Raw genomic sequence first — 16,543 nt, forward strand, 5'->3', positions numbered from 1 at the left:
GCGGCCGTTCTATGATGACCTTCGGCCAGTAACGATCCAACCCCAATCAGGCTTTTGACGTCATCAGGTAACCGGCGATTAATCTCGCGTTGACCGCGACTTGTTGTGAGAGTTCCCAGCATAGCCCCTCGCTAAGTCCAAACTGACCTTCCTCTGAAACAATCACAGAATAGGGTGTGGCGGGTAAGTTCGATGTAGAACACTGATCGCGTTTCGGCGAGTCCCCGTCACTTTTACCCCTTAGCGAGTGATGAGAATCGCACCTTCAATACAATCTAGGAGTGACGATTAGGACAAAGTAATTCACGCTTGATTTGTATAGGCCCAGCATGAGACACCACAAGATACACAAATATCATGTGAGTCCTCTATGTCCGACGCGAGTCACTCAAATGCGCAGGATTTCAGCCAGCTGGTACGGTCGAAGATCGAGGAGATCAGGCCAAGGCTACTTGATCTTTCCGCGAAGAACCCTTTGGTATCCCTGAGTTTCGGTTCTCGTTCCGCGGGGTATGTCCGCGTTGTCGACGAGCTTCCTGACAGGCTATTTTATTCGCTGTTGAATGACATTTCGCTTGATTTCCGCGCGCTTCCACCGCTTGAGGATGGACCGCCCGATGAACAAAGTGCCTCTTTCCTCGAAGAGTTCGCGATAGGGTTAGTGACGGACCCCATCTATTTGGAGCAGCATTCGAAGCTGAACGCGGATGCCGTCGACTATCCGGACCTAGCGCGAAAGTTGGAGCGAGACCTAAAGGACCGTGTCCGTGAAAACCTTGGGATGCCAAAACGGATTACGAGAAAAGACGAATCTCTTACGCAGCATGCCCGTAATCATGGTATCGATCCCGGTTTCGATCTGCCGGAGCCCAGTGAAGATACAGACCCAAAACATAACGATGACCTTATTCAAACGTTACTTCTCGGACCGGATTTAGAACGCAAGCTCAACGGGCTGATGGCCAAAGGGAAAACTTGGCAGCAGGAAACAGGGCTAAATCTACTTCGGGGCGCGTTTGGTTTCCTGGAGTGGAAGGACCCTAAGCGCGGTGACAACCGGGTTTATTACTCTCCCTTGGTACTGTTGCCGACGTCAATGTCCCGTCAGAAGACTCCTGCGGGACCGGTATTCAGTGTCGAAGGAGCCGGAGAATGTTGGTTTGCACGCGGAACTGAGCCGGTTTTTCCACCGAGAAGTGAGCCACCTCTAAGTATGGTTTTCTGATCAGGCTTTGGTCAAGGGATTGGCCTTTTCTCCTCTCTTCTGTGCTGCTGCGGCCGAGCTGGCCTTGAAGCGGAAGCTGTCGTTACCGGTTTCCAGGATGTGGCAGCGGTGGGTCAAGCGATCGAGCAGAGCGGTGGTCATCTTGGCGTCGCCGAAGACCGTGGCCCATTCGCTAAAGCTGAGGTTTGTGGTGATGATGACGCTGGTGCGCTCGTAGAGCTTGCTTAGCAGGTGGAAGAGCAGCGCTCCGCCTGACGCGCTGAACGGAAGATATCCGAGTTCATCAAGGATCAGCAGATCGAGACGGACCAGCGTCTCGGCAATCTGGCCTGCCTTGCCCTTTGCCTTCTCCTGCTCGAGCGCATTGACCAATTCGATAGTCGAGAAGAAGCGGACTTTTCGGCGGTGATGCTCGATAGCCTGAACACCGAGGGCAGTCGCGATATGGGTCTTTCCTGTGCCCGGCCCGCCGACGAGGACAATGTTATGCGCATCGTCCATGAACTCGCATCGATGCAGTTGGCGCACCGTCGCCTCGTTGATTTCGCTGGCGGCGAAGTCGTAGCCGGAGATGTCCTTGTAGGCAGGGAAGCGAGCAGCCTTCATATGATAGGCAATAGAGCGGACCTCGCGCTCGGCCATCTCGGCTTTTAGCAACTGGGACAGGATCGGCACGGCCGCATCGAAGGCTGGAGCTCCTTGCTCGATCAGGTCCGTGACGGCTTGGGCCATGCCATACATCTTCAGGCTACGCAGCATGATGACGACGGCGGCGCTGGCAGGATCATGACGCATGGCGACCTCCCACGATCCGGACCCGCAAACCATCGTAGCGTTCTACATTGGCCTTAGGTTCACGCCGCAAGGTCAGCGCCTGTGGCGTGTCGATGTCGGGGTCGTCAGTCGTCTTGCCATCTATCAGGCGATGCAGCAGGTTCAACACATGCGTCTTGGTCGCGACGCCTTGATCCAGAGCCAGCTCCACAGCCCTGACGACAACCTGCTCGTCGTGATGAAGAACGAGAGCGAGAATGTCGACCATCTCACGATCGCCGCCGGGGCGGCGAAGCATCTGGTCCTGCAATTTGCGTAAGGCGGGCGGCAATTCCAGGAAGGGTGCGCCATTGCGTAGAGCACCGGGCTTGCGTTGGATGACCGCAAGGTAATGCCGCCAGTCGTAAATCGTTCGCGGCGGTTTGTCGTGACTGCGCTCGATCACCCGCGGATGTTCGCAGAGGATATTGCCCTCGGCCACAACGACCAGCCGCTCGGGATAAATCCGCAGGCTGACGGGTCGGTTCGCAAAAGACGCAGGTACGCTGTAGCGGTTCCGCTCGAAGGTGATCAGGCAGGTGGGGGAGACGCGCTTGCTCTGCTCGACGAAGCCGTCAAACATGGCGGGGAGCGCCATCAATGCTACCCGCTCATCAGCCCAAACATCCGCGATCGTGCCGGGCAAGGTGCCGTGCGCTGTGTCGCGCCACAGGTCCTGGCAATGCTGTTCCAGCCAGACATTCAATGCCGCCAGATCCGGAAAGTCCGGCATCTGTTGCCACAAACGTGGTCGGGCATCCTGAACGTTCTTCTCAACCTGTCCCTTCTCCCAACCTGCGGCGGGATTGCAAAACTCAGGCGCAAAGACGTAGTGGTTCGTCATTGCCTGGAAGCGGACGTTGACCTGCCGTTCCTTGCCGCGGCCAACACGATCGACCGCGGTCTTCATGTTGTCGTAAATGCCGCGACCAGGGACGCCGCCGAACACCCGGAACCCGTGCCAGTGAGCGTCGAAGAGCATCTCGTGCGTTTGCAACAGGTAAGCTCGGACCAGAAAAGCTCGGCTGTGCGATAGCTTGATGTGCGCCACCTGCAGCTTCGTCCGCTCGCCGCCGACCACGGCATAGTCCTCACTCCAATCGAACTGGAATGCTTCGCCTAGGCGGAAAGACAGCGGAACGAATATGCCGCGGCCAGCCGTCTGCTGCTCAACCCGCCACTCACGGGCGAAGGCGGCGACACGGCCATAGGAGCCGGTAAAGCCCAGAGCCGTCAGATCGGCATGAAGTTGCTTCAGCGTTCGGCGCTGTTTGCGTGACCTTCCGGCCTGGGTCTTCAGCCAGCCAGAGAGTTTGTCGGCGAACGGATCAAGCTTGCTCGGTCGTTCCGGTACCGTGAACGTCGGCTCGATCGTACCCGCGCTCAGATACTTCGCGATCGTGTTACGTGACAGCCCGGTGCGTCGGCTGATCTCCCGCACTGACAGCTTCTCACGCAGTGCCATCCGACGGATGATGTTTAAAAGTCCCATGTGGATCACTCCGTTGCCCCCGTCGCTCTCCGCGTTGGGGGAAGGTTCACATGGCTCAATTCTCAATGGAAATTATGCGCCTAACCGGCTCAGTTCTGCGTGCAAACCAACACTTTCCAGCCTCCACCCGAATCGATCGAGATGTAACCTATCCCGTCAAAATCGGACGGTTTGACCACGTCCGCTTTAACGAGGGGAGCAACGTTCGGGGCCCCAGTCGCCCAATAAAGAAGCCTAATTCGAAAATAACATTCTGACGGGCTCGAGGCTCTGATGCAGTGCCGCCTGCGAGCCCACCTTCGTCGTCGGGAGTTATCAACACGACTGCGAAGCCTACGTCGCCTGCTTCTTCCTGAAATTTAGTCAGAAGGTGACGGCCAAGATTGGGGCGTTCATGTAGAATGATTACCTCAATCCCGATTCTCTCTAAGAACCGAGCGACCTCGTTTTTGGTTTCATTGTCTCGACCGTGGACAAGGAAAACTTTGCTTGATGGTTGTGATGCCGGGGTCGGTCCACCCTGCTGAGAGGGCAGGCTGATATGTTCGAGTTCCTCTTCGAGGTCCTTGATCGCTTGTTTCAATGTAGCCAAGGAAGTAGCCTTGTGCTTTGCAATGGCAGACCTAATCTGGTGTGCTGGCGTTGGCGTTCCAGTGTAGATAAAAGTCATATAATCGATATCTTTAGCTATCCTGTACCGATTATACTCTATGGTGCCGTGCCCAAACACGCTCGAAAGCATTGCATCGATACCCGTTTCGAGGCTCTGGACCTCTGGACTCGAAGTCTCATTTACAGAGTTGGGATCGAAAGCTTCTAACTCGATAATTTTTTTCTTGATACGAGTGATCGCGCTACGCATCTGCTCTGCAGAAAGTTTGGCGGGCCTTGGCGGTGGCGTAGAGGCGCGTGTCATTGGTATCTCCTTAGTCGACACCAACCGATAGTAGAGTAAACGCATCTTGCGCAAGTACTAGTGGGTTTAGTTTCACAGCTAATTTCGTGACGTCGTAGCACACGTATCACACCTCCCGCGGCAATGCGGTTGGATGAGCGTAGTGACAAAAAATCGCTTGTCCATAGCGCCGACGCTCACAATGGCGGCCGCTGAATAGTCCTGAGTTTTGTAACGAGGCCTTGGTTGTTATGGAAATAATGGGGATAGTTTCTTCTAAATTTCAAGAAAATACTTTGGACAACATGATGTCGATCGATCTCTGGTAGAATGTTTTAAATATACACGGAGAAATGATGAAGTGTGCTTAGGTCATTTTGGTGACTCCCGGTCAGAATCCGTGACTCCGTACAATAATTTTCCTGCACGCCTCTTGCTCTTGAGATTTTGCGGGTATATACCCGAGACAAATGCCAAACGATAGCTGCCACTGCATTCTGTTGCGCAAAGCATCCCGCAAGGTCTCGTCCTATTATGACGAGGCGCTGGCGCCGCTTGGCGTCAATATTGGCCAGTTCAGCCTGTTGCGGAACATCAATCGTACCGCGCCCGTGTCGCTTACCGATCTTGCCGCGCGGGTGGAGCTGGATCGCTCCACCGTCGGCCGCAATGCCAGGGTGCTGGCGCGCATGGGGCTGGTGGCGATCGGCCACGGCGAGGACCAGCGGGAGGCGATGCTGACCGTGACGGAGGAGGGGCAGGCGATCCTGCAGACGGGCGCACCGCTCTGGGACAGCGTTCAGGACGAGATCGAGGCCCGGCTGGGGCCGGAAAAGACCGCGCAATTGCAGGAACTGCTCGCCGCCCTGTAATTTTTTGATCATGAAGCGGGTATCTGCCCGTAAAATCGGGTATATACCCGCAAGACTCGGCCGAAGGCCGCTGGAAAGGGACCTTGAACATGCTCTCCACACGCCTTGCCAGCTGGATGGCCGGCAGAAACCTGCATTATGGCTGGCTTGTCGCCGCCACCACCTTTCTGACCATGCTGGCCACTGCCGGCGCCATGGGCTCTGCGGGGGTGATGATCCAGCCGCTGCATCAGGAATTCGGCTGGGATATCGCCGATATTTCCTCCGCCATGGCCGTCCGGCTGGTGCTTTTCGGCCTGCTCGGGCCTTTTGCCGCCGCCTTCATGAACCATTTCGGCATCCGCCAGGTGGTGTCGACGGCACTTGCGCTGATCATGGGCGGCATCGTCGCCTCGTTTTTCATGACCGAGGTCTGGCAATTGCTGCTGCTGTGGGGCGTGGTGATTGGTGTCGGCACCGGCATGACGGCGCTGGTGCTGGGCGCCACGGTTGCCACGCGCTGGTTTTCCAAACGCCGCGGGCTGGTGATCGGCCTGATGACGGCCAGCAACGCCACCGGCCAGCTGGTTTTTCTGCCGCTTCTGGCGGCGCTGACCGAAGCCTATGGCTGGCGGACAGCCCTGACACTTTCCGTCGCGGTGATTGCGGTCGCGATGATACTCGTGCTGCTTCTGATGCGCGACCACCCCGCCGATCTCGGCCTGCCGGCCTATGGCGAGACTGTCGTGGCGCACCCGCCCAGGCAAGATCACAGGTTCCTCGCAACGCTGGTATCGCCGATCCTGACGCTGAAAAGCGTCTCCGGCAACCCGGTCTTCTGGGTACTGTTCGGTACTTTTTTCGTCTGCGGCCTTTCCACCAACGGCCTCATCCAGACCCACTGGATTTCTATCTGCGGTGATTTCGGCATGGCCGCCGTCACGGCGGCGGGTACGCTGGCGGTAATCGGTATTTTCGATTTCTTCGGCACGATCTTCGCCGGCTGGCTTTCCGACCGTTTCGACAATCGTTTCCTGCTGTTCTGGTTTTACGGTCTGCGTGGCCTGTCGCTGCTTTATCTCTCCTTTTCCGGGTTCAGCTTCGTGGAGCTTTCGGTCTTTGCCGTCTTTTACGGGCTGGACTGGGTGGCGACCGTGCCGCCGACCGTGAAGCTCGCCGCCGAGAATTTCGGCCGCGAAAAGGCGGGGCTGGTGTTCGGCTGGGTCTTTGCCGGCCATCAGCTGGGTGCCGCCACCGCCGCCTTCGGCGCCGGTTTCTTCAAGAGCGATTTCGACACCTATATGCCCGCGCTGCAGATTGCCGGCCTGATGTGCATGATTGCCGCCGTCTCGGTGCTGCTGCTCAGAAAGCCGGGCTCCGCCAACCTTGCGCCGCAGGCAGCGTGACCGCTACCCACGGGTCGGACAATACGGGCGGCGGCGGATGATTTTCCGCCACCGCCTCTTTTGGCCCAATCACTTGCCGTAAAATTGCTCCCCGCTTTTCCCCGTTGCCCCTTTCGGCCGCATCATTGTTCCCGCAACCGGTAAGGAAGGGCGATACGCGCGGCGCCCTTCGCGAACCGGAGGCCGGCATCGACAAGCATGGTTCTGGCAGACCATGTTTCGGAAAGGCGCCCCGCAATGCCAGAAGCGGGGAGGGACCGATCCGATAGGTGCCGTGACAATACCCCGACCAAAGCGGGCCGGCATCACGGCCCAAGAAACGCGGTCCGGCAAATGCACGACTTTCACCACCACACTTCCATTCCATCCGCATTTGCCGGACCGATGGCCCGTCCCGCTGCCTTGCCGCCGCGGTGAATTTCCGTGCGCAAAGCGCTTTGGACTTGTTAACCTCCCATTCTGAAACGTTGTAGATTTCAGCGGCTCCGGCTGTACCTGCTGGCCGACATGGTCTAAACCGCTGTTCATCTTTTCACGCTCGATGGATATGAGAAGGCCTCTCCGATGACCGATCCCAAAGCGCTTGCAGCCCGTTTTCCCGGCGATTTCCTGTTCGGCGTCGCAACCGCCTCGTTCCAGATCGAAGGTGCCACCAAGGCGGATGGCCGCAAACCCTCCATCTGGGATGCCTTCTGCAACATGCCGGGCCATGTCTTCGGGCGGCACAATGGCGATATCGCCTGCGATCACTATAATCGCTGGGAAGAAGACCTCGATCTCATCAAGGAGATGGGCGTCGAGGCCTATCGTTTCTCCATCGCCTGGCCGCGCATCATTCCTGACGGTTTCGGGCCGATCAACGAGAAGGGGCTCGATTTTTACGACCGGCTCGTTGATGGCTGCAAGGCGCGCGGCATCAAGACCTATGCGACGCTTTACCATTGGGACCTGCCGCTGACGCTGATGGGCGACGGCGGCTGGGCCTCGCGTTCCACCGCCCATGCCTTCCAGCGTTACGCCAAGACCGTCATGGCCCGCCTCGGCGACCGGCTGGATGCGGTGGCGACCTTCAACGAGCCGTGGTGCGCGGTGTGGCTCAGCCATCTCTACGGCATTCACGCGCCGGGCGAGCGCAACATGGAGGCAGCCCTTGCCGCCATGCACCACATTAATCTTGCCCATGGTTTTGGCGTCGAGGCATCGCGCCATGTCGCGCCGAAGGTGCCAGTGGGACTGGTGCTGAACGCCCATTCCGTCATTCCCGCTTCCGACAGCAAAGCTGATCTGCAAGCGGCCGAACGGGCCTTCCAGTTCCACAATGGTGCGTTTTTCGATCCGGTCTTCAAGGGTGAATATCCGGTGCAGATGATGGAGGCGCTGGACAGCCGCATGCCGGTCGTGGAGGCGGAGGACCTCGCCATCATCAGCCAGAAGCTCGACTGGTGGGGCCTGAATTATTACACGCCGATGCGGGTTGCCGACGATGCGACGCCGGGTGCGGAGTTCCCCGCCACCACACCGGCTCCCGCAGTCAGCGACGTCAATACCGATATCGGCTGGGAGGTTTATGCGCCGGCGCTGCAGTCGCTGGTCGAGACGCTCTACAAGCGTTACGACCTGCCGGAATGCTACATCACCGAAAACGGCGCCTGCTATAATATGGGCATCGAAAACGGTGAGGTGAATGACCAGCCGCGGCTCGATTATTATGCCGAACACCTCGGCATCGTCGCCGATCTCATCCGCGACGGTTACCCGATGCGCGGTTATTTCGCCTGGAGCCTGATGGATAATTTCGAATGGGCCGAAGGCTATCGCATGCGCTTCGGCCTCGTGCATGTGGATTATGACACGCAGGTGCGCACGCTGAAGAATAGCGGGAAGTGGTACAGCGCGCTGGCTTCGGGGTTTCCGAAGGGCAACCATGGTGTGGTGAAGGGGTAAGCCCACCCATGGCGTGATTGCGTCAAAGCACCGACCTCTCGTTCGTCATCCTCGGGCTTGACCCGAGGATCCACGCTCGGGTCGTCTTGATGGATCCCCGGGGTCAAGCCCGAGGATGACGGAGAGCAACTTCGAAAGTTCCGTCCCCTTATTATCAGTTTCCCAAACTTTTTTATCGGTTACCTGGCGGTGCCTGCTTGTGCCCGCCAGCCCGTCGCCTATGTCAGACAGGCTACGAGGCGTAGCGCCCGTTCTGTCACCCAAGGGGCAGGGCGGGCTGGTCCTCCCAAGGGAAAACGAACATGCTTATCGAAAAACTCAACTGGCGTTATGCCACCAAGAAAATGGATCCTTCCAAGCCGGTGTCCGAAGACAAGGTCGAGCGCATCGTCGAGGCGGCGCGGCTCGCCCCCACCTCCAGCGGTCTTCAGCCTTTCGAGGTGATCGTTGTCACCGATCCTGACGTGCGCGCCAAGATCCGCGAGATCGCCTGGAACCAGGCGCAGGTTACCGATGGCTCGCATCTGCTGGTATTTGCGGCGTGGGACAACTACACCGAAGAGCGGATCAACCATATGTTCGATCTGGTCAATGAAGAACGCGGCATCAAGAATGAAGGCTGGGAAGCCTATCGTCAGATGCTGCTCACCTCCTATCCGCAGCGCGACCAGCAGGTGAATTTCGAACATGCCGCCCGTCAGGCCTATATCGGTTTCGGCATGGCGGTGGCGCAGGCCGCTTTCGAGGGCGTTGATTCCACCCCGATGGAAGGTTTTGATCCGGCCAAGCTCGATGAAATTTTGGGCCTTCGTGAAAAGGGTCTGCGCTCCGTTACCATCCTGCCGCTGGGTTATCGCCAGCCCGATGGCGACTGGCTGGTGAACCTGAAAAAGGTGCGCCGCCCGCTCGAGGAATTCACCAGCCGCGTGTGATTTTCATATCGTCGCGAAATCTTGACTACCGCAGGGTCGCCAAGGCGGCTTTGCGGTAGATTTTTTCTCTCTTTTCAGATAATTGAAAAAACATCCCTGTTAAAAGGTGGCGCCTGCGGGCAAGTATGCGCCATCGAATTGCCGATCCCCGGCATTTCTGAGTGAAAGCCTGACGAAATGACCCGGAAAATCAGCTGTCATCGAATGTGCCCCTAGGCTGCATGAAGAGAGCGGTTTCGTGCCGCAGCAGGATTTTTTGAGACCCGATCCGTCACGCGTTTTCCCAGAGTTTACAATGAATTTTCCATCATCCGCGGCACCGCCCGCGACCCGGCCACAGGCGGCCCCGGAGCGGGCGGTCAACGACCCGATGGTCACGTTTGAAGGCGTGACCAAGACATTCGGCGGTACGAGCGGCAAGCCCGGCTTTGCTGCTCTGGCCGGTATCGATTACGTCGTGCCGAAAGGCTCCATCACCGGCATCATCGGCCGCTCCGGCGCCGGCAAGTCGACGCTTATCCGCCTCGCCAACGGCCTTGAAAAACCCTCGTCCGGCCGTGTGGTCGTCGATGGTGTCGATGTCGCGGCGCTGGATGAAAAGAGCCTGCGCACGCTGCGCCGTTCCGTCGGCATGATCTTCCAGCACTTCAATCTTCTGTCCTCGCGCACCGCTTTCGACAATGTGGCTCTGCCGCTCGAAATATCAGGCATGGGCAAAAGGGAAATCGAGACCCGCGTTGGACCGCTGCTCGATCTCGTCGGGCTTTCCGACAAGGCGAAGCGTTATCCGGCGGAACTCTCCGGTGGCCAGAAACAGCGTGTCGGCATTGCCCGTGCGCTCGCAACCCAGCCGAAGCTGCTCCTCTCCGACGAAGCGACTTCGGCGCTCGATCCGGAAACGACGCAATCCATTCTCGAGCTTCTGAAGCGCATCAATGCCGAGCTTGGTCTCACCGTGCTGCTCATCACCCACGAGATGGAGGTGGTGAAGACCATCGCCTCACAGGTGGCTGTCATCGACAGGGGCCTGATCGTCGAGGAAGGTACGACCTTCGACATTTTCACCGCGCCGAAACACGAGACGACCCGCAGCCTACTGTCGTCCTCGGTCGGCGTGAAGCTGCCGCACTGGGTCACTTCGGGTCTGAAGCCGCAGGCGGCGGAAGGCGACCGTGTTCTGGTACGTCTGGTCTTTTTCGGCGAAACGGCGTTTCAGCCGCTGACGGCCCGCCTGGTCGCTGAAATCGGCCCTGACGTGAACATTCTTGCCGGCACCATCGAGGAAATTTCCGGCGAACCCTTCGGCTCGCTGGTGGTCTCCTATCCGGCCTCGCCTGAAGTCACGGCCCGCGCCGGCCGCTTTTATGCGGAAACCGGTCTTCACACGGAGGTGCTCGGTTATGTCGCCTGATATGATCTTCAACCTTCTGCTGAAGGGCCTGCTGCAAACCCTGCATATGGTCGCGGTCGCCGGCATCGTCGGCTCCATCATCGGCGTGCCGATGGGCGTTTTCCTCGCCACCAGCGGCAAGGGTGAACTGTTTCCAGCGCCGATGACCAACCGGATCCTCGGCCTCATCGTCAACGCGGCGCGCTCCACGCCCTTCATCATTCTTGTCGTGGCGATCATTCCCTTCACCCGGCTGGTGGCCGGCACGTCGATCGGCACCAGTGCGGCCATCGTGCCGCTGACGGTCGCGACCGTTCCCTTCATTGCAAGGCTGGTGGAGGCGGCAATCCGCGAGGTGGACAAGGGTCTCATCGAGGCAGCCCGCGCCATGGGTGCGACACCGCTGCAGATCGTCACCAAGGTGCTGCTTGCCGAAGCCAAGCCCGGCATCACGCTGGCGCTCACGCTCACCCTTGTCAGCCTCATCGGTTATTCGGCCATGGTCGGCGCTGTCGGCGGCGGCGGGCTGGGCGATCTCGGCATCCGTTATGGCTACCAGCGCTTCATGCCTGACGTGATGCTGGCGGTGGTTCTGGTGCTCATCGTGCTGGTGCAACTGGTGCAGAGCGCCGGCGACCGGCTGGCGCGCAGCTTCGACAAGCGGACCCGCAAGAATTAACTGCGTTTATAATAACAACCCAAGGAGACACCCATGAAAAAACTCATCCTCGCGGCTTCGCTCGCCGCTCTCTTCACCGCCGGTCAGGCGCTGGCCGAGACCATCAAGATCGGCGTTACCCCCGCCGAGCACGCGCAGATCATGGAACAGGTGAAGAAGATTGCGGCCGCCAAGGGCCTCGATATCGATATCATCGAATTCTCCGATTATGTCGTGCCGAACCAGGCGCTGAACGATGGCGAGCTGCAGGCCAATTCCTTCCAGCACCAGCCTTACCTCGACAACCAGATCGCTGACCGCAAGTTCGATCTCGTCAGCGTCGGCACCACCATCACCACCCCGATGGGCGTTTATTCCAAGAAGGTGAAGAACCTTGACGAGCTGAAGGACGGCGCGACCATCGGCATTCCGAACGACCCGACCAATGGCGGCCGTGCGCTTCTGGTTCTCGCTTCCAAGGGTGTTCTCAAGGTCAAGGAAGAAGCCGGCCTGAAGGTAACGCCTGCCGACATCACCGAAAACCCGAAGAACATCCAGATCGTCGAACTTGACGCCGCCCAGCTGCCGCGTTCGCTTGACGACACCGACGCTTCGGTCATCAACACCAACTATGCCACGGCAGCGGGCCTGAACCCGAAGAAGGACGCCATCGCGATCGAAAGCGAAAAGTCCCCTTACGCCAACATCATCGCCGTCCGTGCGCAGGACAAGGACAAGCCCTGGGTGAAGACGCTGGTGGAATCCTACCACAGCCCGGAAGTGAAGGCCTTCATTCTGGAAAAGTATAACGGCACGGTCATCCCGTCCTGGTAATCCCTGTTCGCCCTGGCGGACGTTTCGGCCTCTCCCGTTCGCGGGGGAGGTTTTTTCTTTGTGGCGCGCGTTTAAATCCATTTTTTATGAAAAACCCCCGGCATTTCATGGAAGGATTTTTCAGGTTCGCAGCCAGACTGTCGTTTTATACCCGTATCTTTTTGGGGCGTCGTCACAATGCCGTTTAACGGCTTCTGAATGTTTCCTTCGCAAGATGATGCTTTCGAAGGGGAATTTATGCGGATTGCGCCGCGAAACATTGGGGAATATTTGCCGGTCGGGCGCAGAACCGCCGTCGGCATCGTATTGTCCACTTTTGCGCTGGTGCTTCTCATCGTCACCGCGCTGGTGCTGTCGGCCCTCAGCCAGGTCCGGGAAAAGGCCAACCTGCTTGACAATGCCCGCTCCCGCGAGACCACGGCGGGTGCTCTGGTCACCTTCCGCGAGCAGCTTGGCGCCACGCTCAATGACTACGCCGCCTGGGACGATGCCGCCGAATATGTCTATGCGCCAGACAGGTTCGACTGGATAGCCAGCAATTACGGCGACATGACGGTCAACAACGATCTCTTCGATACCGCTGTCGTTCTCGACGAGGCTGGTGGGGTTCGCATGGCCTACCAGAACGGCAAGCCCGTCACATGGGCGCCTGACGCCTATTTCGCTGCAGGTCTGGAGGAGATGATCGAACGCGTGCAGGCCATGCGTCCGGGCATCACTTCCCAGGTCACCGGTTTTGTCAAAACCGACGATGGCGTTGCTGCCACGGGCGTCGCGCTGGTGCGGCTGAAGTCCGGTGCTCTGCCGCCCGTTGGTGCGGAGCGGCGTTATCTGATTTTCGCCCGCCATCTCAAACAGGCGATGGTGGACAAGCTTGCCCGCAACTACGTCATCGATGGTTTGGAACTGCAATATGGCGACGCGCCTTCGGCCAACCATGTGGATATCGTCAATCCGCTCGGCGATGTGCTGGCGCGGCTCGTCTGGCGCTCGCATTTGCCGGGCGATGTCAGTTTCCACGAGGCGCGGCCGGTGGTCTTCACCGCGCTCGGTATTGCCGGCACGTTCTTTCTGGTACTGCTCATCATCGGCTCGGCCACGCTTGACCGGCTGAAGGCGGATGAGGCGGCAGCAAGGGAAGAGGCGCTGCGCGACCGCCTGAGCGGGCTCAGCAACCGCGCCGGTCTGTTTGCCAAGCTGAACCGCATGGTGGGCAAGGCCCGTCACGACAGAACCGATATCAAGCTGCTCTACCTCGATCTCGACGGTTTCAAGGAAATCAACGATTCCTACGGCCATGCCGCCGGTGATCGGCTGATCAAGGGCGTGGCGGCAGCGCTTCGGGTGCTGGTGCCGGAAGGCGCGGTGCTGGCGCGGCTCGGCGGCGATGAATTCGCCATCGCCATTCAGGGCAACGATGTCTGGTCGGAAGGCCGCAAGCTGTGTCTGGCGCTGCTCGAACTTTTCACCGAACCCTTCAGCATCGGTGAAAGGGTGGCGAGCATCGGCTGCAGCATCGGCACCTCGGTTTCCCGTGCCGGCGATATCAATGGCGAGGAACTGCTGCGCCGCGCCGATATGGCCATGTATCAGGCCAAGGAGAACGGGCGCGGGCGTTACGTTTCCTATGAGCTGAAGATGGATGCGCTGCGCGAGGAAAAGCTGCAGCTCGAGGCTGATCTTCGCTGCGCCATCCTCAATGACGAGATTACCGTGGTCTATCAGCCGGTCGTCAACGCTGCGACGCGCTGCATTACCGGGGTGGAAGCGCTGGCGCGCTGGCAAAGGCCGGGGCACGGCTTCGTGCCGCCGGATATCTTCATCGCGGCGGCCGAAACCAGTGGCCTCATCGACCGGCTTGGCCTTATGGTTCTGCACAAGGCCTGCGAGACGGCGCGGCAATGGCCGTCCATCAAGCTATCCGTCAACATTTCACCCGTGCAATTCCGCAATCCCGCCTTTTCCGGTCATGTGGCGGATATTCTCGCGGCGACACAGACGCCATCCGAACGGTTGCGGCTGGAAATGACGGAGGGCTATTTCATCCAGCATCCGGAGCGGGCTGGTGCTGCGATCGACAAGCTGAAACAGCTTGGCCTGCATATTGCGCTTGATGATTTCGGTGCCGGATTTGCAAGCGTCGGATATCTGCGCCGCTTCGGTTTCGACCGGATGAAGATCGACCGGTCACTGGTCGTTGCGCTGGAACATGGCGGGCGCTCTCTGGAAATGCTGCAGGCCACCGTGGCGCTGGCGAAATCGCTCGATATCCCGGTGACGGCAGAGGGTATCGAGACCGAAGAACAGGCCGCCATCCTGCATCTATGCGGCTGCGACGAGTTGCAGGGTTACCTGTTTTCGAAACCGGTGGCCGCCGAAGACATCACCATCATGGTGGAAGCGCAGAACGCGCCGCTCTTTGCACTTCGGGCAGGGGCGTAAACGACATCAATTGATGCGTATCGACTGTTGAGGCAGCCGTTGTGTCACGGGGCAACCGTCCTGAACCTTGGTCCAGGACGAGACGTTGAGCTTCATCTCGCAACGCGCCAGATAGGAGCCGCCATCGACCTTCAGGCAGGATGTCTGGCCGAGTTCGAACATGGTGCCGCGATTTCGGCATTTGCAATTGTGAGCATCCGCCAAGGTGGGCATGAGGGCCATGATCAGCCCGGCTATGAGCACTCCAGAACGCATGGCTGAGGCTCCAAAGGACATGCCCCAGATTATACCTCTCCGAGAATATAGTCAAAATGGCCGTGGCTGCGGGTGGGCGCAGTTGATGGCCGTGGCCCGCTCCACCCCTCCCGATTTCAGCCGATCAAGATTGCCCTGATATCATTCACATTGGTCAGCGTCGGCCCCGTCACCACGAGATCACCGACCCCTTTGAAAGCGGTATAGCTGTCGTGGCCCACGAGCGACTGGCGCGGATCGACACCGGCAGCGCGCATGCGGGCAAGCGTGTCCGGTGTCACCACCGCACCCGCCGCATCCTCCACGCCGTCTATGCCGTCGCTGTCGCCGGCAATCGCCCAGATGCCGTCAGCGCCCTTCAGCGTCAGTGCAAGGCTCAGCAGGAACTCCGTGTTGCGGCCGCCCTTGCCGGCCGGTCCCTTGCCGCCAACTCCCCTGTTCAGCGTGACCGTGGTTTCGCCACCGGAAAGCAAAACGGCCGGGCCTTTGACCGGCAGGCCGTTGCGGCTGGCGGAAAGGGCGATGCCGGCCATGACCGCGCCGACATCCCTGGATTCGCCTTCAAGGGAATCACCGAGGATGAGCGGCGTAAGGCCGAGTTTCACCGCCTCTTCCGCTGCCGCCTGCAGGGCAAGCGAGGGGGCCGCGATCATCCTGATATCCTCATCGATATCGCCGGCCTTCGGTGTTTCCTCGCCCTTTTCCAATACCCTGCGCACGGTTTCGGGAAGATCGAGCTCATAACGCGAGACGATTTCCCGCACGGTTTCAATGTCGCTTGGATCGGCAACCGTCGGGCCGGAGGCGATCTCGGAGGGGTCGTCTCCGGGCACGTCGGAAATCAGCAGTGAAACAACCTTGGCCGGCTTGGCGGCCAGCGCCAGCCGTCCGCCCTTGATGCGGGAGAGGTGCTTGCGCACGGCGTTCATTTCCGAAATCGTCGCGCCGCTGGCAAGCAAAGCACGGTTGACGGCCATCTTGTCGGCAAGCGTCATTCCTTCGGCGGGGGCGACCATAAGCGCCGAACCGCCGCCGGAAATCAACGCGATCACCATGTCTTCGGCGGTCAGGCCTTCAACGGCGGCGAGAATGCGTTTTGCCGCTTCCGCACTTTTGTCATCAGGCACGGGATGCGAGGCCTCGATGATCTCGATGCGGCCGGCCGGAACGGCATGGCCATAACGGGTCACCACCACACCGGAGAGATCGACATCCGCCCAGGCCTTGTCGAGCGCTGCGGCCATGGCGGCCGAGGCCTTGCCCGCCCCCACCACCACGCAGCGGCCTTTGGGCGGGGAGGGAAGGTGGTGTTGCAGCACCTTCGCCGGATCGGCGCTTGCGACTGCCGCCATGAAAATCCGGTTGAGGGCGTCTTTGGCGCGGCGGTCATTCCATGCGGTCATCGG

The 16,543-nt window shown here is 59.3% G+C and carries 14 protein-coding genes; 9 read left to right on the forward strand and 5 right to left on the reverse strand.

What is annotated here, in order from left to right:
* The first annotated feature begins 370 nt into the window (after nt 1-370).
* Entirely contained in the window at nt 371-1,225 is an 855-nt protein-coding gene (locus tag QSV77_RS17865) for a DUF4011 domain-containing protein (protein WP_302734500.1), read from the forward strand.
* Here QSV77_RS17865 and istB read toward each other — a convergent pair whose 3' ends face one another.
* From istB to QSV77_RS17880, 3 genes are all read right to left on the reverse strand, one after another.
* Nucleotides 1,226-2,020: an IS21-like element helper ATPase IstB gene (istB, locus tag QSV77_RS17870; RefSeq protein WP_302734002.1), complete on the reverse strand. Its 795-nt coding sequence runs from the start codon at nt 2,018-2,020 to the stop codon at nt 1,226-1,228. It abuts the gene before it with no gap.
* Nucleotides 2,010-3,530, reverse strand: coding sequence for an IS21 family transposase (istA, locus tag QSV77_RS17875; RefSeq protein WP_302734003.1), 1,521 nt, complete (start codon nt 3,528-3,530; stop codon nt 2,010-2,012). Before istA ends, istB begins: the two co-directional genes overlap by 11 nt.
* Nucleotides 3,531-3,678: 148 nt before the next feature.
* Nucleotides 3,679-4,446: a nucleotide-binding protein gene (locus QSV77_RS17880; RefSeq protein ID WP_302734501.1), complete on the reverse strand. Its 768-nt coding sequence runs from the start codon at nt 4,444-4,446 to the stop codon at nt 3,679-3,681.
* A 449-nt stretch (nt 4,447-4,895) separates the two neighbouring features.
* Between QSV77_RS17880 and QSV77_RS17885 the strand changes: the two genes are divergently transcribed.
* The 8 genes from QSV77_RS17885 (at nt 4,896) to QSV77_RS17920 (ending at nt 14,882) form a co-directional block, all read left to right on the forward strand.
* Nucleotides 4,896-5,297, forward strand: a complete 402-nt coding sequence (locus tag QSV77_RS17885) for a MarR family winged helix-turn-helix transcriptional regulator (protein ID WP_295987144.1) — start codon at nt 4,896-4,898, stop codon at nt 5,295-5,297.
* Nucleotides 5,298-5,386: 89 nt separating this feature from the next.
* Nucleotides 5,387-6,682, forward strand: a complete 1,296-nt coding sequence (locus QSV77_RS17890) for an MFS transporter (protein ID WP_110759946.1) — start codon at nt 5,387-5,389, stop codon at nt 6,680-6,682.
* Between the two features lie 564 nt (nt 6,683-7,246).
* Nucleotides 7,247-8,626: a GH1 family beta-glucosidase gene (locus QSV77_RS17895; protein ID WP_302734502.1), complete on the forward strand. Its 1,380-nt coding sequence runs from the start codon at nt 7,247-7,249 to the stop codon at nt 8,624-8,626.
* 302 nt (nt 8,627-8,928) lie between these two features.
* Nucleotides 8,929-9,558: an NAD(P)H-dependent oxidoreductase gene (locus QSV77_RS17900; protein ID WP_142842797.1), complete on the forward strand. Its 630-nt coding sequence runs from the start codon at nt 8,929-8,931 to the stop codon at nt 9,556-9,558.
* Nucleotides 9,559-9,853: 295 nt separating this feature from the next.
* Nucleotides 9,854-10,969: a methionine ABC transporter ATP-binding protein gene (locus tag QSV77_RS17905; protein ID WP_302734503.1), complete on the forward strand. Its 1,116-nt coding sequence runs from the start codon at nt 9,854-9,856 to the stop codon at nt 10,967-10,969.
* Nucleotides 10,959-11,627, forward strand: coding sequence for a methionine ABC transporter permease (locus QSV77_RS17910; RefSeq protein ID WP_142842798.1), 669 nt, complete (start codon nt 10,959-10,961; stop codon nt 11,625-11,627). Before QSV77_RS17905 ends, QSV77_RS17910 begins: the two co-directional genes overlap by 11 nt.
* A 33-nt stretch (nt 11,628-11,660) precedes the next feature.
* Nucleotides 11,661-12,440: a MetQ/NlpA family ABC transporter substrate-binding protein gene (locus QSV77_RS17915; protein ID WP_110759951.1), complete on the forward strand. Its 780-nt coding sequence runs from the start codon at nt 11,661-11,663 to the stop codon at nt 12,438-12,440.
* Between the two features lie 198 nt (nt 12,441-12,638).
* Nucleotides 12,639-14,882 (forward strand): bifunctional diguanylate cyclase/phosphodiesterase, encoded by a 2,244-nt coding sequence (locus QSV77_RS17920; RefSeq protein WP_161991437.1) that lies wholly within the window; start codon nt 12,639-12,641, stop codon nt 14,880-14,882.
* Nucleotides 14,883-14,888: 6 nt separating this feature from the next.
* On the opposite strand, the gene QSV77_RS17925 is transcribed toward QSV77_RS17920, so the two are convergent.
* A complete protein-coding gene (locus QSV77_RS17925; RefSeq protein ID WP_302734505.1) occupies nt 14,889-15,137 on the reverse strand; it encodes a hypothetical protein in 249 nt (82 codons plus the stop codon).
* 116 nt (nt 15,138-15,253) lie between these two features.
* Complete coding sequence (locus QSV77_RS17930; protein ID WP_302734506.1) at nt 15,254-16,540, reverse strand: glycerate kinase; 1,287 nt, start codon at nt 16,538-16,540, stop codon at nt 15,254-15,256.
* Between the last annotated feature and the right edge of the window lie 3 nt (nt 16,541-16,543).

It is taken from the genome of Agrobacterium sp. V1 (assembly GCF_030518355.1).
GTDB lineage: Bacteria > Pseudomonadota > Alphaproteobacteria > Rhizobiales > Rhizobiaceae > Agrobacterium > Agrobacterium cucumeris.

Excerpts from the sequence above, each read along its gene's own strand:
- QSV77_RS17890 (WP_110759946.1), top strand. The coding sequence starts at position 5,387 with ATGCTCTCCACACGCCTTGCCAGCTGGATGGCCGGCAGAAACCTGCAT.
- QSV77_RS17900 (WP_142842797.1), top strand. The coding sequence starts at position 8,929 with ATGCTTATCGAAAAACTCAACTGGCGTTATGCCACCAAGAAAATGGAT.
- QSV77_RS17865 (WP_302734500.1), top strand. The coding sequence starts at position 371 with ATGTCCGACGCGAGTCACTCAAATGCGCAGGATTTCAGCCAGCTGGTA.
- istA (WP_302734003.1), bottom strand. The coding sequence starts at position 3,530 with ATGGGACTTTTAAACATCATCCGTCGGATGGCACTGCGTGAGAAGCTG.
- QSV77_RS17905 (WP_302734503.1), top strand. The coding sequence starts at position 9,854 with ATGAATTTTCCATCATCCGCGGCACCGCCCGCGACCCGGCCACAGGCG.
- QSV77_RS17885 (WP_295987144.1), top strand. The coding sequence starts at position 4,896 with ATGCCAAACGATAGCTGCCACTGCATTCTGTTGCGCAAAGCATCCCGC.
- QSV77_RS17925 (WP_302734505.1), bottom strand. The coding sequence starts at position 15,137 with ATGCGTTCTGGAGTGCTCATAGCCGGGCTGATCATGGCCCTCATGCCC.
- QSV77_RS17920 (WP_161991437.1), top strand. The coding sequence starts at position 12,639 with ATGTTTCCTTCGCAAGATGATGCTTTCGAAGGGGAATTTATGCGGATT.
- QSV77_RS17895 (WP_302734502.1), top strand. The coding sequence starts at position 7,247 with ATGACCGATCCCAAAGCGCTTGCAGCCCGTTTTCCCGGCGATTTCCTG.
- istB (WP_302734002.1), bottom strand. The coding sequence starts at position 2,020 with ATGCGTCATGATCCTGCCAGCGCCGCCGTCGTCATCATGCTGCGTAGC.
- QSV77_RS17915 (WP_110759951.1), top strand. The coding sequence starts at position 11,661 with ATGAAAAAACTCATCCTCGCGGCTTCGCTCGCCGCTCTCTTCACCGCC.
- QSV77_RS17930 (WP_302734506.1), bottom strand. The coding sequence starts at position 16,540 with ATGACCGCATGGAATGACCGCCGCGCCAAAGACGCCCTCAACCGGATT.
- QSV77_RS17880 (WP_302734501.1), bottom strand. The coding sequence starts at position 4,446 with ATGACACGCGCCTCTACGCCACCGCCAAGGCCCGCCAAACTTTCTGCA.
- QSV77_RS17910 (WP_142842798.1), top strand. The coding sequence starts at position 10,959 with ATGTCGCCTGATATGATCTTCAACCTTCTGCTGAAGGGCCTGCTGCAA.